Consider the following 20,861-nt stretch of genomic DNA (forward strand, 5'->3'; position numbering starts at 1 on the left):
CCGATAAGAACGTTTCAGCGGGAACAACAAGCATATTGCTTCGCCTCACCTCCTGCCTTGCAGGGGTTCCAACGAACCCAGCATTGACGAGCCGCTCGACCGCAATACCCCAGGGCACAGACCGAGCTTTACGGCCGCCAGATCACGAGGGCGGAGCTGCGGCGGGAGGACCCCCCGGGCGGCCTTTCGCCACGGGATAGGGCGACGATGGAGCCGTCCTGCCCTGCCGCGAAAACGCGGCCTTCGGCAGCCTGCTTCTCAAGGAGAAGATTCTTGAGCCGAGCAAGGGCTGACTTCAACCTGCTGTTCTCGCGCTTGAGCTTCTTCACCTCGTTCTCGAGCTTGAGGATGCGTGAGATGCCGGCCAGGTTGATGCCCTCTTCCTGGGAAAGCTGCTGGATCTCCTGCAATGCCTCGATGTCGTTGAGAGAGTAGCGACGCCCGCCGCCCTTCGTCCGGGAGGCGACCACGAGCCCAAGACGGTCGTACTGGCGCACCGTCTGGGCATGCATCCCCGCCATCTGCGCCGCGATCGAGACGGAGAAGACGGGGTCGTTCCTGGACAGGGAGGGGCTCATGAAATCTTCGCCATCCTCGCAAGGTCGGCTCGCGGGTCAGCATCGCCCGTCGCGGCCTTGAAAGCCTCAACGGCTTCCTTCGCGTCTGTCGACAGCTTCTTCGGCACGACGATCTTGAGCGTGACGAGCATATCTCCCGGAGTGCCGGTGCCCTGGACTCCGCGCCCGCGCACCCGCAGTGTCGTACCGGACGAGGATCCGGCAGGGATCTTGACCGTCACGGTCTCGCCGCTGATCGTCGGCACATCGACATGGGCGCCAAGGGCGGCCTCCGCGAACGAGACGGGAAGCGTGATCTTGATGTTCTTGCCGGACAGCTCGAACACGGGATGCTTCTCCACGGACACCGTGATGATGAGGTCCCCGGGTTCACCGCCGTTCGTACCCGGCTGGCCCTTGCCGCGCAGACGAATCTTCTGACCATCGTGCACGCCGGCCGGGATTCGCGCGTTGAAGCGCTGACCGCGGTTCACCACCTGCACGGTTGCTCCAGAGACTGCTTGGGCGAGAGAGATCGATGCTGCGGCGGTCTCGTCCGCACCCTTCTGGGTTCTCCGACCAAAGCCGCCGAAGCCGCCCGCATTGCCGAAGGGGCCTGCCCCTCCGCCGAACATGCCGCCGAGAATGTCTTCGAAACCACCAGCGTTGCCGGTCCGATGGGTTGACGCGCCCCCGCCGAACATGGAGGAGAAGACGTCGTCGAAGCCGCCTCCGCCCGACCCTCCGGCCGAGAAGCGGGCACCGCCGCCCCCCATCGCACGGATCGCATCGTATTGCTTGCGATCCTCCGCGTCGGAGAGCACAGCGTATGCCTCACCGACGTCCTTGAACTTGCTCTCCGCCGCCTCATCACCCGGATTCTTATCCGGATGGTAGGTGCGCGCGAGCTTCCGATAAGCCTTCTTGATCTGGTCGTCGGTCGCGTCTTTCGGCACGCCGAGGACAGAGTAGAAGTCCTTGGTCAGCCAATCCTGACTAGCCATGGCGCATCACCTTCCTTCGAAGGTGTGCCGGGCACAAGGCCCGGCACACACACATCGTTACTGCGGAGAGACTACCCCGACCCGTGCGGGACGGAGGACTCGGTCTCCCATTTTGTAGCCGGGTTGGATGAGAGTGCCGATCTGCTCGGACTCCACATCCGATGGAGTGTTCATGAGTGCCTCGTGGATCTCCGGATCGAAGGGCTCTCCCACTGCCCCGAATCGGACGAGCTGATAGTTCGTCTGAAGCGTGTTCTCCACCTTCGTCGCGATCGCACCAGCGGGTCCGTTCAGGTCATCGTGCTGGCGGGCCAGCTCGATGTCGTCCAGGACAGAGAGGAGGGTCTCGAGGACCGCGACGATCCCCGCCTGCTTCTGGGCCGCACCATCGGCCTTGGAGCGGCGGACGTAGGCGTTGTACTCCTGCGAGACGTTGTAGACGTCCGCTCGGGAGCGCGCCAGCTGGTCCTCCAGGTCCGCGATCGTAGCCTGGGCAGCCGCGAGGGGATCCTCCTCGGCCGCCGAGTCCTCGACGTCAGCCTCCTCGGCGGGAGCCGTCTCGGTCTCCTCGACCGTCTCCTCCGCCGGATCTGGCTGAGCGTCGTCCACCCTGCCAGCGTCCTCCGAGGTCATCTCTTCGGGCGACTGGTTGTTCACTTGTTCGTACCGTCCTCATCGTCGACAACTTCGGCGTCGACGATATCCTCGTCGCCGTCAGCCGGGGCCGCGCCCTCAGCGGGAGCTTCCTCAGCTGCCGCCTGCGCGTAGATCGCTTCACCGATCTTCTGCGACTTCTCGGTCAGCGCCTGCTGGGCAGTCTTGATGGCCTCAACGTCCTCGCCCTCGAGCGCGGTCTTGAGTTCACCGACTGCACCCTGAACATCGGAGACGAGAGCATCGTCGAGCTTGTCCTTGTTCTCCTCGAGAAGCTTCTCGATGGAGTAGACCTGCTGCTCTGCCGTGTTGCGGAGCTCTGCCTCTTCCTTCCGCTTCGCGTCCTCAGCGGCGTGTGCTTCGGCTTCCTTGATCATGCGGTCGATCTCGTCCTTCGGGAGGGCCGATCCACCGGTGATGGTCATCGACTGCTCCTTGCCGGTGCCGCGATCCTTCGCGGACACGTGGACGATGCCGTTGGCATCGATGTCGAAGGTGACCTCGACCTGGGGAACGCCGCGCGGGGCGGGTGCGATGCCGGTGAGCTCGAAGGTGCCGAGCGGCTTGTTGTCCCGAGCGAACTCGCGCTCACCCTGGTAGACCTGGATGAGAACGGAGGGCTGGTTATCTTCCGCCGTGGAGAACACTTCGGAGCGCTTCGTCGGGATAGCGGTGTTGCGCTCGATGAGCTTCGTCATGACGCCGCCCTTGGTCTCGATGCCGAGCGACAGCGGGGTCACGTCGATGAGGAGGACGTCCTTGCGGTCACCGGTGATGACGCCGGCCTGGAGGGCGGCACCGACAGCGACAACCTCGTCCGGGTTGACGGACTTGTTCGGCTCCTTGCCGCCGGTCAGCTCCTTGACGACCTCGGTCACCATGGGCATACGCGTCGAGCCGCCGACGAGGACGACATGGTCGATCTCGGACAGCTTGATCCCGGCGTCCTTGATGACGTTGTTGAACGGAACCTTCGTGCGCTCGAGGAGGTCGCGGGTCATCTCTTCGAACTTGGCGCGCGTGAGCTTCTCATCGAGGTGCAGCGGGCCGTTCTCCGTCATCGACAGGTACTGCAAGGTGATGTTCGTCGAGGTGGCCGAGGAGAGTTCCTTCTTGGCCTGCTCCGCGGCCTCCTTGAGGCGCTGAAGAGCGATCTTGTCCTTGGACAGGTCGACCCCGTAGTTGTTCTTGGCCTGGCCGACCAGCCAGTCGACGATCTTCTGATCCCAGTCATCGCCGCCGAGACGGTTATCGCCGTTGGTTGCGCGAACCTGGATCGTCGAGAACTCGTCCTCATCCTTGCCGACTTCGAGGAGGGACACGTCGAAGGTGCCGCCACCGAGGTCGAAGACGAGGATGAGCTCGTCTTCCTTGCCCTTTTCCAGGCCGTAGGCGAGAGCCGCGGCCGTGGGCTCGTTGACGATGCGCTGGACGTTGAGGCCAGCGATCTGGCCGGCGTCCTTCGTCGCCTGACGCTCAGCGTCGTTGAAGTAGGCGGGAACGGTGATCACAGCATCCGTCACCTCTTCGCCGAGGTAGGCCTCGGCGTCATTCTTCAGCTTGGTGAGGATGAAAGCAGAGATCTGCTGCGGGGTGTACTTGGTGTCCTCGATGGAGACGGACCAGTCCGTTCCCATGTGGCGCTTCACGGATTGAACGGTGTGATCGACGTTGGTGACGGCCTGGCGCTTGGCGATCTCGCCGACCAGGACCTCTCCCGACTTCGAGAAGCCGACAACCGAGGGGGTGGTGCGGGCACCCTCGGCGTTGGCGATCACCGTGGGTTCGCCGCCCTCGAGGACAGCGACGCACGAGTTCGTGGTGCCAAGGTCAATACCTACTGCACGTGCCATAGCGAATAACTCCTTCCGGGCCGAAGCCCAACCGCCGAAGCGGCAAGTAAATGTTTCCTCCTCAAGTGTGAAGCACCGAGAAGGTTATGTCCAACTGACTAGCTCTTTCTTGAGTCCACTCTACTCAACTTTGCATAGGTGGGGAATATTCCCATCGGTCGCAACACCTTGAGATAGGCCACAGAACGAGCCCCGGGGGCTCCTGATCACCCGGAGCGAACGCGCCCCACGGCGCGCATGTCGTCAGCCCCGTGGGCACGCTATGCCCTCAGAGCCGGTCACGCCACCAGCGCGGGATAGGTAGGCTTGAGGCAGGGCGTCGACGGTCGGCGCCGGGGAGGAACCCATGAGCCTCAACACTCAGGTGCAGGCCGTTCAGCGAAAGACCTCACGGAACGGCAAGAAGCATCTTGTCGAGCTGGAGCAGAAGTTTGCCAGCGAGCCGGCAGAAGTCTGGGATGCTCTGACGAGCCCGGATGCCTTGGCGCAATGGTTCGAGGAGCCGCAGGGCAATCTCAAGGAGGGCGGCACGTACGTCCTGCCGCAGAGCCGCCACTCGGGCAAGATCCGCGACTGCATCCCCCACAAGAAGCTCAGCATCACGTGGGAGTACGAGAACAGTTTCTCCAGCCTCCGGATCAGCCTGTTCCCCAACGGCCGAGGCACCCGCCTCAAGGTTTCCCATGAGGTGCCGTCCGATGAGCACTGGGAGACATTCGGACCTGCCGCGACGGGGATCGGCTGGGATGGTGCGCTGTACGCCCTCTCCCTTTATCTCGAGGGAGATGCTCGGGCGAATCCTGAGGAGATGGCGGAGATCATGGCGAGCCCGGAGGGCCTGCAGTTTATCTCCGACCTTGCCGAGTCATGGAAGCGTGCCCACAACTATTCTGGAGCCAACCACAAGCTTGCCGAGCTCCAGGCCGCCCGAACGGCAGCCTTCTATCGCGGAGAGAAGCCGGTCGAATAGGGCTGGTCGCGACAGGCCGGCGGCTCATGGCGGCCTACAGTTCGCCGCGAAACTCGCTCGACACCTCGGCCACGAACGAGGCGACGACCGGTACGTCTTCTGCGCGCCACACGAGCGCGATCTCCCTCTTGTCGTTCGTTTCGAGCGGCAGGAAGACCGCCCCCGGAACGTGGAGAGAGGGATCATCGACGGGAAGCAGCGCAAGACCAATCCCCGACGACGCGAGCCCGGCATGGGTTGCGAGAGATTCGGACTCGAGGACGATACGGAGCTTCGTGCCGCGAGCAAGCCTGTCAAGGATGTTGCGGGTGGTATAGCCGGGAGGCGCCGCGACGAACGACTCCCCCACAACCTCCTCGAAGCGGACAGATGTCCGAGGCGCGAGGCGATGCCCTTCGGGGACAACGATCGCCATGGCTTGACGATGAACGGTATGGATCGTTAAACCGCCCAGCAGCTCGGGCACCACATCGGGCGCGCAGAGCGCAACATCGAGCTCTCCCGCGTGCAGCGCCATGACGAGCGCCTCGGCAGTTGCCTGGGAGAGGACGACATCGGCCTTGGGATGTCGGGAGAGAAAGCTGCGGATGACTCGCGGGGCAAGCCACGGGCCGAGTGACGGCAGGAAGCCGAATCTCACGCGTCCCGTCTCGGGATCGAGTAGGCGCCGCAGCTCCGCTTCTCCACGATCTAGGCTCTGCTGCGCGTCGCGGAATGCCGCCTCGATGACTCTCCCGCGATCGTTGAGGCGCAGGCGCCGCCCGCCACGATCGAAGAGTTCCGTCCCGAGACGCGACTCGAGCCTGGCCAGGCGCCTCGACAGCGTCGGCTGCGGCATGGCGAGCAGATCTGCCGCCTCCGACAGGTTCTGAACGCCGGCAAGGGTCAGGAACCACGTGTAATCCTCCGCGCGCACAACACCCCTCCCATGCATGATTTTCATGAAAACTGATCGATTCATGCATTTTACAAGATAGCTCGGGGCGGGGACCATGGTCCCATGATGAGGAATGAGGGAAAGACGGCTGACAAGCCCGCGAGCGCGGAACGGAGCGATGGCATCCGCCATGGCGACCCATCCTACCGGCGGGCCGTTCTCGCCCTCTTCGCCACAGGGCTCGCCTCCTTCAACGCCATCTACTGCACGCAGGCGCTCATGCCAGCCCTGTCCGAGTACTTCGATGCGACCCCCGCAACGGCCGCATGGACGGTCAGCGCCGCGACGGGAATGCTCGCACTAGCGATTCTTCCCGCCTCCATCCTCTCCGAGCGCTTCGGCCGCGGCCGCGTCATCGCGATCTCCACCCTCCTCGCCATCACCGTCGGCACGGCACTGCCGTTCGCCCCCACCATCGAATGGATCATTGCCGGGCGCGCCCTTCAGGGCCTGGCGATCGCCGGGGTTCCCGCGACGGCAATGGCATGGCTGGCGGACGAGATAAGCGGACTGGACCTGCCGAGGGCGATGGGACAGTACATTGCCGGGACGACGCTCGGGGGCCTGCTCTCGCGCCTCATTCCCGCGGGAGTGCTGGAGTTTGCGGACTGGCGGTGGGCGCTGGGCGCCAACATGATGTTTGCGGCCGCCTGCTCTGTCTTCGCGGTGCTCCTCCTCCCGGCCCAGCGGCGCTTCACACCGAAGAGACTGACGGTCAGGGGCGAATGGCGGGCCGTCACCAGTCACCTGCGCACGCCCGCACTCCTTGGACTCTTCCTCATCGCCTTCCTTCTCATGGGAGCTTTCGTCTCCCTCTACGACTACTTGGGCTACCGCCTGATCGAGGAGTTCGACTTCTCCCCCGGCCTGGCCGGCAGCATCTTCCTCCTCTACCTGGGGGGCACGTTCTCTTCGGGATGGGCGGGCCGCTCCGCGGCGAAGCATGGCCGCCCCCGCATCCTCCTCACCGGGGTTGGCGCCTGCCTGGCTTCGCTCCCCCTCATCGCCATCCCCACGATCGCCACGACGGTTCTCGGAACAGGGCTCTTCACGATGGGATTCTTCGCATCCCATTCCGTCGCCTCCGGATGGGTCGGCGCTCTTGCGAGTCGCGACCGCGCCGAGGCCACGGGAACATACCTCACGTCCTACTACCTCGGGTCGTCCGTGCTCGGCGTCGTCTCGGGAGTCATCATGCACGATCTGGGATGGGGGGCAATGATCGCGTTCCTGGGCATCCTCACCGCGGCGACGGGACTCATCGGCGCCGCGGTGGCTCGATCGACTGCGTAGAATTCACGTTTTCCCCAGTCTCCGCGAAGGGTTTTCGCACGATCGCACAACCCCACACGATCTCCAACAGGTCCCTGTTGCATTCTGCAGGCACCTGTTCTATAGTTTCAACAGGTACCTGACATACAGGTTCCAGTTGATTCTAGGAGGATCATATGACAAACGACGAACTCATGAAGAAGTTCCGATACGCCATGCATCTCATGAAGCCGCATGGTCGGGGACCCCGCGGTCCTCATCACCCCGCAGCCGACCCGACGCGCGGACAGGGCCGCATCCTGGCCGCACTCAAGCTCCAGGACAACATCCCCACGAAGGACCTGGCTTTTATCCTCGGCATGAGGGTCGCATCCCTCAACGAGCTGCTGGTCAAGCTCGAGGCCGCGGGCCTCGTGACACGGTCTCAGTCAGAGGAGGATCGCCGCATCGTCCTCATCTCCCTCACGGAAGATGGTCGAAGCATCGAACAGCTTCAACCCGAAACCCCCGATGCGTTCGCACCGCTGACGGACGAGCAGCGGGCCCAGCTCGACGAGATTCTCGATCGCATGATCGACCATCTCGAGTCTCTGACGGAGCAGTCCGAGAGCTCCGACCTGACATCATGGACCGAGCGCGCCCGAGAGCGCCTTGGAGAGGACCGCTTCGAAGCTTGGCTGAAGGATGCCGAGAAGCTCGGCCCGGACAGCCCCCTTCACCGCTTCGGCCGACGTCGCGGCATCCACGACATTGACGGCGGACATCACCACGGCAACCGCGAACACCGAGGCGGATGCGAGGGAAAGCGACAAGGAAAGGGTCGCCGCGGGGACTGCGAAGGTCACGGGCACGAAGGTCACGGGCACGAACGTCACCACGGCGACCACAGCTGAACCATGTGGCGGCCCAAGGCCGCCACATGCGATCGCACACCCTAGGGCTAATATCCCGTCGTCGCCTGGAGGACAAGGCCCTTGCCGCGCGCCTTGAGCACATGAATGCAGGCACCGCTGGCCTCGTTGACGAGATCGACGGAGAACCAGTCTTTCGAACTCGAGTCGATCATGTCAGTGAAGCCGAGGGGGCGCATGACATCGGCGACGATGTCGAGGACCCTCTCGACGTGGGCGTCGACGATGCCGAACGTCAACCCTCCGTGATGGAGCACGTATCGATTGCCCGACTTTTCGGACGCAGCGCCTCGATCGGCATCGTCAGTGGAGAGCCATTCCTGCTTCCCGAATTCGGCATCGATCCGTTCGCGCACCCGCTCGAAGGCTCGAGCGATGTCAACACGGACATCCCTCAGCAGGCTCGTTCCAGGTTCAGCCCGGTGGATGCCGTCAGACATGATCAGCCGATCTGTCGCAGGACAGGGGCCGCGGGGCGCGGGAAGCGCACGATAAGGGTGTGGCGATGGCATCTTCCATGGAATGTCCTCGGGGCAGTCGTGCCCGCATCGCGGGAGTGAACAGTGCCTACATGATAGCGGGAAAAAAGTGGTTTGTGACCTGCTCAACAGATTTTGGTGAATTCTGGTGCTATCGGCGCAATTGCGCCGCTTTGATGCCGCATGACATCACTTCACTATCGGACTGAACAGGGCCATGACCAGGAGACTCTCAGGGAATAGGATCGTGGGAGGACGAGCATCTTTCCGGAGGGACGCAATGTTTCGCATCACGATCACCATCGCGCTTGGGCTCTCGCTCGTGGCGGCTCTTCCAGCCCAGAGCGCGGAGAGTGACGACTTCAATCCGGGACATATCATCTCCGACGCAGAGTTCTATGACTCCGATTCGATGACTGCGGGCGATGTCCAAGCGTTCCTCGAGGACATCAATCCGGCCTGCACTCCAGGCCCTGACGGCACTCCCTGCCTGCAGGACTATCGGGAGGATACCCCGAACACCCCGGCCCGGAGCGGCTGTCTCGCCCACACGGGACGGGCGGGCGAACTGGCCTCGACCGTGATCGCCGATGTGGCGCGCGAGTGCGGCATCAACCCCAAGGTCTTCGTTGCCCTGCTCCAGAAGGAACAGGGCCTCGTGACCGCCTCCGGGAGCCTGCTGACCGCGCAGCGCTACGAGCGCGCAACCGGACTCTCCTGCCCGGACGGCCCCGATGGTGTGGCGATCTGCGATCCCGCGCACGGCGGCTTCTACAAGCAGGTGCGGGGAGCGGGGGAGAGATACAACGACTACCGTGACAAGCCCTCGGTCTACCGCCTGTACCGGCCTGGCCAATCATGGGACATCGCCTACAGCCCGGACCGGTCGTGCGGCACCGGCACGGTCTTCATCGAGAACATGGCCACGACCCTGCTCTACACGTACACCCCCTACCAGCCCAACCAGGCCGCACTCGACAACCTCTACGGCTCGGGTGACGCCTGCTCCACATACGGGAATCGGAATTTCTGGAGGAACTACTCCGATTGGTTCGGCACGCCCGCTTCCCAGACCTGCATTGATTCCGGCACGTGCCAGTTCTATCTCGTCAACGACTGGACAACGGCACATGCCACTCTCGGCCTGCGGATCACGAACGCACCGTCGGGCACACCCCTGGCGGGGACATGGCGGGCGGGGACGCCCGAGTCCGTCGGCGTGCAGAGCGGCACGACGCTCTACTTCCGCACGAGCCACGATTCCGGGCCTGCCGACATCTCCTTCCGCTACGGCAGGGCGGGGGACGATCTCTATATCGGCGATTGGGACGGGGACGGTGTCGACACCCCAGCCGTGAGGCGAGGCAATACGTGGTTCATGACGAACACGATGGGAGAGACGACGGCCGATATCACGTTCCGGTTCGGCCGCGCCGGCGATCAGGTTCTCATCGGCGACTGGGATGGTGATGGTCGAGACTCCCCGGCAGTGCGCCGCGGCAACAGGATGTACCAGACGAACCATTTCACTGGCGGCAACGCCGAGCACGAATACAACTACGGCAGGGCGACCGACGCTGTCATCGTGGGCGACTGGGATGGGAACGGCCTCGATACTCTCGGTGTGCGACGGTCGAACACGTACTACTTGAAGAACAGCACAACGGGCGGGCCGGCCGACATCGTCATGGGCTACGGTCGGGCGCTCGATGAGGTCGTCGTCGGCGACTGGGACGGCAGCGGCACCGACACGCTCGGCGTCTATCGCCCCTAGCTACATCTGCTCCCACGAGCCGCAGTCGCTCGTCTCGAAGTCCTGACCCTCTGCGAGAGTGACCTGCGGGCGCCCGCCCGTGGGGATCCCGTTGGTGACGATCTCCTGTTGGTTCGTTCCTGTTTCGTAGATGGCCCAGTAGTAGAAGCGATCGGGCCCGATCTCCTCGGCAAGGCGATACGTCCCCGGCTCAATGTCGAGGCCGACGCTCCACACGCCCTCATTGATGACATGGACGGGAGCCGGCTCGGCTGCGTCGATCGCGGTCTCTCGTTCGTCGAGCGCCCTCTCGCGCGCATCCAGCTCACCCTCCCTCGCCTCCAGCTCCGTCTCCTGGTCTGCGAGATCACCCGACTGTCTCTGCATCTCGCCGAGCTACTCCTCCAGGGCCGCAATGTCGGACTCGCGCGCCTCCACCTCCGCCTGGGAGTCGAGAACATTCTGGCGGAGGCAATCCCGCTCAGCAAGGACAGCCTCCTGCTCGGAGCTCGAATCGAAGAGTACATATCCCAGGCCCACGCCGCCCGCGAGGGCAGCGCTCGAGACCGCTGCTGCGAGAGCCAGCCCTCTGCGCGGCTTCGGGGGCTGATGTGGGTGCGGGGCATGCCATCCAGCATCATTCGCCGATGCGGCGCTTCGGCCTGGCTGTCCGTAGGGCGCAGGACCCACCCATCCGCCGCTCACGCCATAAGGCGCTTCCCCCTCGCGCCAGTGCGCTCCATTCGACATCGTGTCCACTCCCCGAGTATGCCACCTCCCCAAAGACGGGCGCACGACCAGCAGTTCTGTTCGAGACTCGAGAAGGCGGTTCCGTTCACGACCGCAGCGCACCTCGACAGCAGGTGCGGTTACTCAACGCCCCCGTATTCCTTCATCGCCTCCTCGATAAAGGAGGCAACGATGGGCACTTCGAGAGACGCCGGGCGCCAGACGATGGAGATCTCTCGCTTCTCCTCGGTGCGCAGTGGCAGGAACACCGTCCCCGGCACGTGGAGCGAGGGATCGTCATCCGGAAGGACAGCAATGCCGACTCCTGTGGAGGCAAGCCTCCTGCTCAGCCTCTTCATGATCGGCTTCCTCCTCACCGGCGCCTTCGTGTCGCTGTACAACTACCTCGGGTACCGGCTTTAGGGCACATTCGACTTCTCGCCGGGGCCGTCTTCGCGCTCTACATCTTCGGCACGTTCGGTTCCGGCTGGTCAGGGGCAGCCGCGGTCAGGCACGGGGCGCCCAAAGATCCTGCTCATCGGGCTCCCCCTCATCGCCGTCCCCCACCCATCGTCGGAGTGGGCGCTGGCCTTGTCTTCCATGGGGCGGGATGGACGGCGACGCTCGGCTTCCTCGCCGCCGCCATCCTCGCGTCGGGCGCATTCGCGCTCTGGGTTGTGCGCACAGCCCGCGCGGGGAAGCGCTCCTCTCGTTCGCCGGCCGGTCGGCCTACCTGCCCTTCGGCTTGCCGCCGCTGAAGTCGACCGGCTCCCATCCCCTCCGCGGACGCTGCGTCGAGATCGTCTTCTGCCGTGAGCGGTAGACGATGTCGGGCCGGGTCGTGTACCCGACGGGGGCGGAGAAGGCATGGACGAGCCTCGTGAATGGCCATATCGCAAACAGCAAGAATCCGGCGATGACGTGAAGCTGGAAGGACAGCGGAACGCCGATCATGAGCTCTGGATCGGGGTTCGCGATGAAGAGGTTGCGTAGCCAGGGCGAGATCGTCTCCCGATAGTCATAGCCGTGGCCGGAGGTGAAGACCTGGTTGATGAGGGTGGCGATGAGGCCGAGAAGAATCGGAACGGCGAGGAAGATGTACATGACCTTGTCGTTCCGGGTCGTCGCGCGGAAAACGTCGCCGTAGGTACGGCGGCGGATGATGAGGAGGACGAGGCCGACGATCGTCATGAGCCCCGCAATCGTTCCAGGGATCGTCGCGATCCAGTGGTAGACGGTGTCGGTAATCCCCACGGTCCGCGTCCACGTCTTCGGGATCATGAGTCCGAGGAAGTGCCCGAAGGCGACGAAGAGGATGCCGAAATGGAAGAGCGGGGAGGCGAGCCTCAGCCACACGGATTCGTAGGACTGTGACGATCGTGTCGTCCACCCGTACTGGTCGTAGCGCCACCGCCACATCATGCCGACGATGAATGTGAAGATCGTGACATACGGCAGGACAGCCCAGAGGACGATGTCAATGGCTTCCATTGGTCTCTCCAAACGTGAAGGGCTCGAGCGGGCCCATGGCGGTTGCGCCCACCATCTCCGCTGGCGGGCCATCGGTGATGAGCTTGAGGTATCGCTCCTTCGTCGCCCGATCGATTGCCGGGAGCGTCATGCAGATCGCGGCAACGAGCCCCGCATACGGACTCCCCGAGCTTTCGAGCGTTGTGCGGAGCAGCTCGATGCCCTCGCGGTGTGAGGAGAGCAGGTCGCCCGCGATCTGGGTGTCACCGACGGCGGAGAACTCGAGGACCATGGGGAGGTAGTCCGGCAGCTCGTCCCGGTCGACCTCACAGCCGCCCGCGCGATAGGCCTCAGTGAAGCGGACGAGCGCCGTGCCTCTCTTCCTCGTGTCCCCCGTCAGGTAGTACGACAGGTACATCGTCGCCCGCCTCTTGAGGTCGAAGATGCTGACGTAATGCTTCTCCAGCGACTGCAGATCGTCGAACTCGGGCGCCTCGAGGAAGCGCGACAGCGCCTGGGCGACCGGGGTGGGCAGCTTCGCTGCGGTGAGCTCGCTACGGATGAGGGGGAAATTCTCATACCGCTCGGGCGTTGGGTAGTCGAGGAGGATCGAGGCGGCCATGTGGATGAGCTGCCGCTGCTCGGCCGAAACACGGACCGACGCCGTCTCCGTTAGGTGGGAGACGGGGATGAAGGAGGTGGGCAGCATCAGTGACCATCCGATCCGGACGGCGGGAAGAGCCCGCCCGTCCCCTTCTTCGGGCTCCAGCCGAACAGATTGACCCGGCCCGGGGTCGACGGAGTCGTCGGATCGGTCTCGCGCTGCTTGGCGGAGACCGCCATCATCTGCCCCGCGTTCATGCCCAACCCCGCGCCGTCGGCGCCGATGCCGGGGCCCGTCATGCCCACCGAGTCCTCGAGCGAGCAGCCTGCCTGGAGGGCGATCTGGTCGAGTTCGCGGGCCGTCTCAGCGTGAGCCGTCGGGATGACATACCGCTCGTCATAGTCGGCGATCGCCATGAGCCGATACATGTCTTCCATGTCCTCACCCGTCATGCCGACCGCTGACGCGATCTCCTCATCGCCGTCGCGGCCGAGGTTGATGTCCCTCATGTAGGACCTCATGGCCGCGAGGCGCCGCAGCGACTTCTCGACCGGCTTCGTGTCGCCTGCCGTGAAGAGCTCCGCCAGGTATTCGAGCGGCGTCCTCATCTTCGACAGCGCCGTGAAAAGGATCTTGAAGTCCTCCGGATCGGAGGTCGTCTTCGAGACCTCGTCGACGATGGGGGTGAGTGGCGGGACGTACCAGACCATGGGCAGCGTCCGGTATTCGGGGTGGAGCGGGAGCGCCACCTCGTATCGGGAGATCAGCTGCCAGACCGGTGACTTCTGGGCGGCGATGATCCAGTCGTGGGGGATGCCCTGACGCTCAGCCTCGTCGACAATCTCCGGATCGAAGGGGTCGAGGAACGCCGCGCGCTGGGCGTGGAGGAGCTCGTGCTCGTCCTCCACCGACGCCGCCTCCGTCACCCTGTCCGCGTCGTAGAGGACGATGCCGAGGTAGCGCAGGCGACCCACGCACGTCTCGGAGCAGACGGTGGGCAGACCGACTTCGATGCGCGGGAAGCACATCGTGCACTTCTCCGCCTTGCCGGACTTGTGGTTGAAATAGACCTTCTTGTAGGGGCAGCCCGAGACGCACATCCGCCATCCCCTGCACTGGTCCTGGTCGACGAGGACGATGCCGTCCTCGACTCGCTTGTACATGGCGCCAGAGGGGCACGACGCGACGCAGGACGGGTTGAGGCAGTGCTCGCAGATCCTCGGGAGGTAGAACATGAAGGTCTTCTCGTATTCGAGCTGAACCTCCTCGTTCATTTTTGCGAGGATGGGGTCCTTCGCCGCGATCTCCTGAGAGCCGCCAAGGTCATCATCCCAGTTCGCCGACCAGGAGATCTGCATGTCCTCACCCGTGAGGAGGGACTTGGGCCGTGCCACGGGAACGTGCTGCGAGTTCGCCGGTGCGTTGAGGAGCATGTCGTAGTCGTACGTCCACGGCTCGTAGTAATCGCGGATTCCGGGCATGTCCGGGTTGTGGAAGATGTTGAGGAGCTTCTTCGCCCGTCCGCCCGCCTTGAGCTTGAGCTTGCCGTTCCGCTTGCGCTCCCAGCCTCCCTTCCACTTCTCCTGATCCTCGTAGGCCTTCGGATATCCGAGCCCGGGACGCGTCTCCACGTTGTTGAACCAGACGTACTCCATGCCCTCGCGGTTGGTCCACACCTGCTTACAGGTGACGGAGCACGTGTGACAGCCGATGCATTTGTCGAGGTTCATGACCATCGACATCTGAGCCATGATTCGCATTAGTACTCCACATCCTGAGAGCGACGGCGGATGACCGTCACCTCATCTCGCTGATTTCCGGTCGGCCCGACATAGTTGAACGCGTACGCATGCTGCGCGTATCCACCGATGAGATGGGTCGGCTTCATGAGGACACGGGTGAGGGCGTTGTGGATGCCGCCGCGCCGTCCTGTCAGCTCAGCCTTCGGGACATCGACCGTGCGCTCGGTGGCGTGATGAAGGTAGACGGTGCCCTCGGGCATGCGGTGCGAGACCACGGCGCGAGCGACGACAACGCCGTTGCGGTTATAGGCCTCCACCCACTCGTTGTCCTTCACACCGATCTTCGCCGCATCCTCCACACTCATCCACATCGCAGGACCACCCCGGCCGAGCGACAGCATGTAGAGATTGTCCTGGTACTCGGAGTGGATCGACCACTTGTTGTGGGGCGTGAGGTAGCGGACCGCGACCTCGGCGACCTGCTCATCGCCCGCATAGCCGGTTGTCTGCTCGCCGATCTTCGCGTCCCCATACAGCCTGTGCAGGTCGAGCGGGGGCTTGTAGGTCGGCAGGTTCTCTCCGAGGTCCGTCATCCAGTCATGGTCGAGGAAGAAGTGCTGACGCCCGGTCAGCGTATGCCAGGGCTTGTCGTGCTCGACATTGATGACGAACGCAGAGTAGCGGCGCCCGCCGGTCTCCGAGCCGGACCACTCCGGTGAGGTGACGACGGGGATCGGCGCCTCCCGGGTCTTCGCGAAGGTGATGAGTGTCGACTCGTTCTCCTCGGCGAGGGAGGCGAACTCCTTGCCGACACGCTTCTCCATCTCCTTGAAGCCCTGGAGGGCGAGGCGGCCGTTGGTGGCGCCCGCGAGGGTGAGGATCATGTCGGCGGCCTTGCGGTCCGTGTCGATGAGGGGGCGGCCCTTGGCGATCCCGGAGCGGGCGACGCCGTTGCGGCTGCGCAGCAGCTCCATCTCCTTGTCCGGCCGGAAGGTCACACCCTTCGTCGTCATCCCGACCTTCTCGGGGAGCGGTCCGATGGCGTTCCACTTCTCGGAGATCTTCGTGTAGTCCCGCTCGATGGTGATGAGCTTCGGCATGGTCACGCCCGGGATCATGTCCGTCGACTCGTACGGCTGGATCTGCCCCTTCGGCATCGCAAGCGCATCGGGCGTGTCGTGTCCAAGCGGGGCGGCGACGACGTCCCTGCGCACCCCGAGATGCTTCTCTGCCATGGCGGAGAAGTCCTTTGCCAGGGTCTGGAAGATCTCGAAGTCCGTGCGGGCCTGCCACGGCGGATCGATCGCCGCGTTGAAGGAATTGACGAACGGGTGCATGTCCGTCGTCGAGATGTCGTACTTCTCGTACCACGTGGCCGCCGGAAGGACGACGTCGGAATGGAGGGTCGTCGACGTCATCCGGAAGTCGGCCGTCATGAACAGGTCGACCTTGCCTTCGGCAGCCTCGTCGCGCCACACGATCGACTCCGGTCGGCTCTCCGGTCCATTCTCAGCCCCGCGCACCGAGTGCCCGCAGCCGAGCAGATGCTTGTAGAAGTACTCGGCGCCTTTCGCCGATGAGCCGAGGACATTGGTTCGCCAGTTGAAGACGACGCGCGGGAAGTTCTCCGGAGCATCGGGATCGGTGCACGCCCACTCGAGCTCGCCCTTCTTCAGCTGGTCGACAACGTAGGCCGGAACCTCCATGCCCGCCTCGCTCGCCCCGTCAGCAATGTCGAGCGGATTCCGGTTGAACGTCGGATAGGACGGCATCCAGCCTCGCTTCGACGCCTCGACGAGGGTGTCAGCGGTCGTGCGGCCCTTCATCGATTCACCGGCGAGCGGGGAGGCGAGCGCCTCGACCGGGAGCCCGTCGTAGCGCCACTGATCGGTGGCGAGGTACCAGTAGGCGGTCGTGATCATCTGCCGCGTCGGCCGTTGCCAGTCGAGGCCGAAGGCGTACTGGGCGAACCCGGTGATGGGGCGGACCTTTTCCTGGCCCACGTAGTGCGCCCATCCGCCCCCGTTAACGCCCTGGCATCCGCACATCATCGTCAGCGCGATCATCGTGCGGTAGATCGTGTCCGAATGGAAGTAGTGATTAGTGCCCGCACCCATGATGATCATGGACCGACCCTTTGACTCCTCCGCGTTCTGCGCGAACTCGCGGGCGACGCGTTCAATGGCCTCGACCTGCACACCGGTGATTGACGCCGCCCATGCGGGCGTGCCGACAGCCGTCACGTCGCCCGGACCCTCGGGCCACGTGCCCGGCAAGCCGTCCCTCTCCACCCCGTACTGGGCGAGCATGAGGTCGAAGACCGTCGTGACGATGCGGCCCGCGACGCGTGTCGTGGGCACGCCCCTGCGGTAAACCTCGGCGGAGCCGAGGTGCTTCTCGCCCTCGCTCGCCTCCGCGCCGACTTCCGTGTCGAAGCGGGTGAGGAGAACCTCGGCCGTGTCGTGGGAAGGCAGGTCATGCACGGTCATGAGCGGGTCGCGACCCTCGAGATCGAGGTTCCACTTGCCCATGCCGGACTCGGTGAAGCGGTCCCCGAGGCTCCCGTTCGGGACGAACGGCTGTCCGTTCGAGTCGAGCATGACGGTTTTGAATGCGGGCTGATCTCCCGCGTCTCCCCACGCCCCGGCCTCTTGGAGATCAGATGCAGTGAGGAACTTGTGCGGCATGAATGCCCCATCTCGCTCCGTCAGCTCAACGAGGAACGCGGAGTCCGTGTACTTCTTCATGTATTCCATGAAGTGCGGGGTCCGCTTTTTCACGTGGAAGTCACGAAGGATGACGTGCCCCATGGCGAGACCGAGGGCGCCATCGGTACCGGGATGGACCCGAAGCCATTCATCGGCGAACTTCGTCGCATCAGAGAAGTCCGGCGACACGGACACGACCTTCGTGCCCTTGTAGCGGACCTCCGTCATGAAGTGAGCATCCGGCGTGCGCGTGACCGGCGGGTTCGAGCCCCACATCATGAGGTACGACGAGTTGTACCAGTCGGCCGATTCGGGAACGTCCGTCTGGTCGCCGAAGACCTGCGGGGATGCCATGGGCAGGTCCGCATACCAGTCGTAAAACGACAGGATGGTGCCGCCGATCATCGAGTAGAAGCGGGTGCCGGCGCCGTAGGAGACCTGGGACATGGCGGGGATGACGGTGAAGCCTGCCGTGCGGTCGGGGCCGTAGCGCTTGACCGTGTAGACGTGCGCCGCGGCGACAAGCTCATTGACCTCGCGCCACGAGCACCGCACGAGCCCTCCGCGGCCACGCTGCGCCTTGTACGAGCGGGATTTCTCGGGATCCTCGACAATGGACTCCCAGGCGTCGACGGGATCATCGAACTCTGCCCTGGCGCCGCGCCAGAGGTTGATGAGCTGGGCCCGCACATAGGGGTAGCGGACTCGGGTCGGCGAGTACGTGTACCAGGAGAATGCCGCACCGCGCGGGCATCCTCTCGGCTCATACCCCGGAGTGTCGGCGCCGATCGACGGATAGTCGGTCTGCTGTTCCTCCCAGGTGATGATGCCGTCCTTGACGTACACCTTCCACGAGCAGGATCCCGTGCAGTTGACGCCGTGCGTCGAGCGGACGACCTTGTCGTGGCTCCAGCGGTCGCGATAGAACGCCTCGCCGGCGCGCGGTGAGGAGAGGAACAGCTGCCTCAGATCCTCCGATGCTTCGCCTCGGCGCAGAAGAGTGCCCAGCTTGAGAATGGGTGATGTTGACATGGTGACCTTCCAATCATCCAGGGTGGGGCGCACCCGGGCGCGCGTAGCGGATCCAGCAGATGACGGCGCAGACGATGCCGTAGACGACACAGATCATGTACCAGGTGTAGGGAGTCATCGCGGTGAGGGCGATGCCAACGAAGAAGGGCCCGAAGGCTGCGATCGCCGCGGTGAAGCCGATCGCTCCGCCCGCCTGCCGGGCTGGCATGATCATCGGCATCTGCTTGAACGTTCCGGCGTTACCGATTCCGGAGAAGACGAACACGGCGATCATCGTCCAGAGGAATCCGGTGAACTCATCGGGGCTGTCGGGCCGGAGGTAGAAGGTGCAGGCGAAAAGCGAGACCGTCATGCCGACGACCGAGACAAACGTCCACACCGCGCCGCCGAATCTGTCGCACAGGGGCCCCCAGAGGATGCGGACGGCGGAGGAGATGAGGGGCCCGAGGAAGGCGTAGCTCACCGCCATCGGCAGCCCCTCCATTCCCGCGAACTGCGAAGCATCGCCGTAATTGTTCTTGATGAGGAGGCCGAACTGCGCCGCAAACCCCGAGAACAGGCCGAACGTCATGACGTACATCGCTGTCATGTACCACGTGTCCGGGTTCGAGAAGATGTCGAGCTGCTGGCGGATGTTCGCCGTGACGGGAACATCCTTGAGGAGCGTGAAGGCGAGGATGGCCGCGACGGCGGCCCACGGAACGAAGACGATTGCCGCGTTGTAGACGAACACGGCCTCGCCGGAGGACGTGCGCTGGGGAGACATCGCACCGAGGCCCAGGAGGCCAAATCCCATGAGCCACGGCCCGACGAGCTGGATGATCGACATGCCGAAGTTGCCGACCCCGGCCTGGATGCCGAGAGCGGTTCCGGACTTCGCCTTCGGAAAGAAGTACCCGGTCGACGGCATGTAGCCTGAGAAGGAGCCGCCGCCGATGCCGCAGAGGAAAGAGAGGACGAGGAGCCACCAGTAGGGCGTGTTCGCATCCTGCACCGCGAAGAACCATCCGAGCATGGGGATGATGAAGAGGAGCGAGGAGTACCCGACGAGGCGACGGGTTCCGAGGATCGGGGGAAGCACCATGTAGACGAGGCGCAGCAGGCCGCCCGAGAGGCCCGGGAGTGCCGTGAGCCAGTACAGTTGCGCCGTTGTGAGGTCGAATCCGATCTCATTGAGCTTGGGGGCGATCGCACTGACGAGAAACCAGACGCAGAACGCGATGATCATCGAATACGTCGACACCGTCAGTGTGAGCCAGGCGCGCCGCGAGCTCCATCGAGCCGGGTCCTCTTTGTCCCAGTTCGAGAGGTCTGGCTTGAGCTCAGTCCCTTCGAGGGCCTTCTCCATCGTGCCTCCATCGCCCAACATCAACGTTGGAACTACCATAAACCCGCAATGCACGGGATTTATCGTTATAAACAAATCTGCCAGCAGTTTGTCGTCTCGATTTTGAGCACGAGTACATTTTTTAAATTGCGTGGCGGGTCACTGCGAGGGGGGGTGGCGGGAATGTGCGCCCCTGATTCTCGCCGCGGCAGCGACGAACCTGACACTATGGACCCATGGCGGGCAAGAGAGAAGCGAAGCGGCGGGACAAGACCGAGAGGGTTCTGCGCGCAGCCGAGGAGATCTTCTCAACGGTGCCCTTCGATTCCGTGACAACGGCTCAGCTCGCCGAGCGAGCAGGCCTGACGACAGGAACCTTCTTCCGGTACGCGACATCGAAGGCCGAGCTGTTCATCCACACCTACTCGACCGTGCTCGAGCAGTGCCTCACCCGATCCCGCGCCCTTCCTGAGTCCGCCTCCGCCCGTCAGAAGATCCTCGCTCTCGTCGAGCCGATGATCGAGGCGACGGAGAAGCACCCCGGCAATGTGAGCGCCTTCCAGCGCGAAGTGCTCTTCGGCGCCGGCACCGGGCCGCAGCGGGAACGTGCGGTCGAGCTCGTCATCAGCCTCGAGCGGGAGATCAAGACGATCCTCGGCGGGGACAGACAGTTGGCTCACGCCGTCTATGCGACGCTGTACATGGCGATCGTGCGAGTCGCTGTCGGCACGCTCGCGCCCGAGAGCCTGCGCTCGAACATCGAGGCACGGGTGGATTTCCTGCTCGACGCTCACGCAGAACGCTAAGGCCGCAGGATCGAGGCGGCTCGGTCGGCCGTGTCCGAATAGGATTTGCAGGG

General features: G+C 64.0%; 19 protein-coding genes. 5 read left to right on the forward strand and 14 right to left on the reverse strand.

Annotated elements, in window-relative coordinates; genetic code table 11:
- Positions 1-128: 128 nt before the first annotated feature.
- From H2O75_RS09930 to dnaK, 4 genes are read right to left on the reverse strand one after another with little or no spacing between them, the layout of a single operon-like run.
- Positions 129-578 (reverse strand): heat shock protein transcriptional repressor HspR, encoded by a 450-nt coding sequence (locus H2O75_RS09930; protein ID WP_182171539.1) that lies wholly within the window; start codon positions 576-578, stop codon positions 129-131.
- Positions 575-1,561, reverse strand: coding sequence for a DnaJ C-terminal domain-containing protein (locus H2O75_RS09935; RefSeq protein ID WP_182171542.1), 987 nt, complete (start codon positions 1,559-1,561; stop codon positions 575-577). The genes H2O75_RS09930 and H2O75_RS09935 overlap by 4 nt, the downstream gene beginning before the upstream one ends.
- 57 nt (positions 1,562-1,618) lie before the next feature.
- Entirely contained in the window at positions 1,619-2,218 is a 600-nt protein-coding gene (locus H2O75_RS09940) for a nucleotide exchange factor GrpE (RefSeq protein ID WP_259365251.1), read from the reverse strand.
- Entirely contained in the window at positions 2,215-4,068 is a 1,854-nt protein-coding gene (gene dnaK, locus H2O75_RS09945; RefSeq protein ID WP_182171545.1) for a molecular chaperone DnaK, read from the reverse strand. The genes H2O75_RS09940 and dnaK overlap by 4 nt, the downstream gene beginning before the upstream one ends.
- 346 nt (positions 4,069-4,414) lie before the next feature.
- On the opposite strand from dnaK, the gene H2O75_RS09950 reads away from it, so the two are divergent.
- The gene (locus H2O75_RS09950) at positions 4,415-5,038 is read left to right on the forward strand and encodes an SRPBCC domain-containing protein (protein ID WP_182171548.1); all 624 of its coding nucleotides are present in this window, start codon (positions 4,415-4,417) and stop codon (positions 5,036-5,038) included.
- A gap of 34 nt (positions 5,039-5,072) precedes the next feature.
- Here the strand turns inward: H2O75_RS09950 and H2O75_RS09955 are convergent, their stop codons facing one another.
- Positions 5,073-5,981, reverse strand: a complete 909-nt coding sequence (locus H2O75_RS09955; RefSeq protein WP_182171551.1) for a LysR family transcriptional regulator — start codon at positions 5,979-5,981, stop codon at positions 5,073-5,075.
- Between the two features lie 57 nt (positions 5,982-6,038).
- Here H2O75_RS09955 and H2O75_RS09960 point away from each other — a divergent pair, with 57 nt between their 5' ends.
- On the forward strand, positions 6,039-7,268 hold the full coding sequence (locus H2O75_RS09960; RefSeq protein ID WP_220462731.1) for an MFS transporter: 1,230 nt from the start codon (positions 6,039-6,041) through the stop codon (positions 7,266-7,268).
- 155 nt (positions 7,269-7,423) lie between these two features.
- Complete coding sequence (locus tag H2O75_RS09965; RefSeq protein WP_182171554.1) at positions 7,424-8,140, forward strand: MarR family winged helix-turn-helix transcriptional regulator; 717 nt, start codon at positions 7,424-7,426, stop codon at positions 8,138-8,140.
- Between the two features lie 47 nt (positions 8,141-8,187).
- Here the strand turns inward: H2O75_RS09965 and H2O75_RS09970 are convergent, their stop codons facing one another.
- Positions 8,188-8,598 (reverse strand): hypothetical protein, encoded by a 411-nt coding sequence (locus tag H2O75_RS09970; protein ID WP_182171557.1) that lies wholly within the window; start codon positions 8,596-8,598, stop codon positions 8,188-8,190.
- 319 nt (positions 8,599-8,917) lie between these two features.
- Between H2O75_RS09970 and H2O75_RS09975 the strand changes: the two genes are divergently transcribed.
- The gene (locus H2O75_RS09975) at positions 8,918-10,411 is read left to right on the forward strand and encodes a LasA N-terminal domain-containing protein (protein WP_182171560.1); all 1,494 of its coding nucleotides are present in this window, start codon (positions 8,918-8,920) and stop codon (positions 10,409-10,411) included.
- Here the strand turns inward: H2O75_RS09975 and H2O75_RS09980 are convergent, their stop codons facing one another.
- From H2O75_RS09980 to H2O75_RS10015, 8 genes are all read right to left on the reverse strand, one after another.
- Positions 10,412-10,777 carry an Rv1352/Rv1906c domain-containing protein gene (locus H2O75_RS09980; protein ID WP_182171563.1) on the reverse strand — a complete coding sequence of 122 codons (366 nt, stop codon included), beginning with the start codon at positions 10,775-10,777 and terminating at the stop codon, positions 10,412-10,414.
- A gap of 9 nt (positions 10,778-10,786) precedes the next feature.
- Entirely contained in the window at positions 10,787-11,149 is a 363-nt protein-coding gene (locus H2O75_RS09985) for a hypothetical protein (protein WP_182171566.1), read from the reverse strand.
- 110 nt (positions 11,150-11,259) lie between these two features.
- Positions 11,260-11,478: a type 2 periplasmic-binding domain-containing protein gene (locus H2O75_RS09990; RefSeq protein ID WP_182171569.1), complete on the reverse strand. Its 219-nt coding sequence runs from the start codon at positions 11,476-11,478 to the stop codon at positions 11,260-11,262.
- Positions 11,479-11,848: 370 nt separating this feature from the next.
- The gene (narI, locus tag H2O75_RS09995) at positions 11,849-12,610 is read right to left on the reverse strand and encodes a respiratory nitrate reductase subunit gamma (protein WP_182171572.1); all 762 of its coding nucleotides are present in this window, start codon (positions 12,608-12,610) and stop codon (positions 11,849-11,851) included.
- Complete coding sequence (gene narJ, locus H2O75_RS10000; RefSeq protein WP_182171574.1) at positions 12,597-13,298, reverse strand: nitrate reductase molybdenum cofactor assembly chaperone; 702 nt, start codon at positions 13,296-13,298, stop codon at positions 12,597-12,599. Before narJ ends, narI begins: the two co-directional genes overlap by 14 nt.
- Positions 13,298-14,953: a nitrate reductase subunit beta gene (gene narH, locus H2O75_RS10005; protein ID WP_182171576.1), complete on the reverse strand. Its 1,656-nt coding sequence runs from the start codon at positions 14,951-14,953 to the stop codon at positions 13,298-13,300. The genes narJ and narH overlap by 1 nt, the downstream gene beginning before the upstream one ends.
- A complete protein-coding gene (locus H2O75_RS10010) occupies positions 14,953-18,675 on the reverse strand; it encodes a nitrate reductase subunit alpha (protein ID WP_182171578.1) in 3,723 nt (1,240 codons plus the stop codon). The genes narH and H2O75_RS10010 overlap by 1 nt, the downstream gene beginning before the upstream one ends.
- Positions 18,676-18,688: 13 nt before the next feature.
- Positions 18,689-20,023 carry a nitrate/nitrite transporter gene (locus tag H2O75_RS10015; protein ID WP_204736358.1) on the reverse strand — a complete coding sequence of 445 codons (1,335 nt, stop codon included), beginning with the start codon at positions 20,021-20,023 and terminating at the stop codon, positions 18,689-18,691.
- A 215-nt stretch (positions 20,024-20,238) separates the two neighbouring features.
- On the opposite strand from H2O75_RS10015, the gene H2O75_RS10020 reads away from it, so the two are divergent.
- Positions 20,239-20,808: a TetR/AcrR family transcriptional regulator gene (locus H2O75_RS10020; RefSeq protein WP_182171580.1), complete on the forward strand. Its 570-nt coding sequence runs from the start codon at positions 20,239-20,241 to the stop codon at positions 20,806-20,808.
- The last annotated feature ends 53 nt before the right edge of the window (positions 20,809-20,861 follow it).

This window comes from Flaviflexus equikiangi (assembly GCF_014069875.1).
Lineage (GTDB): Bacteria > Actinomycetota > Actinomycetes > Actinomycetales > Actinomycetaceae > Flaviflexus > Flaviflexus equikiangi.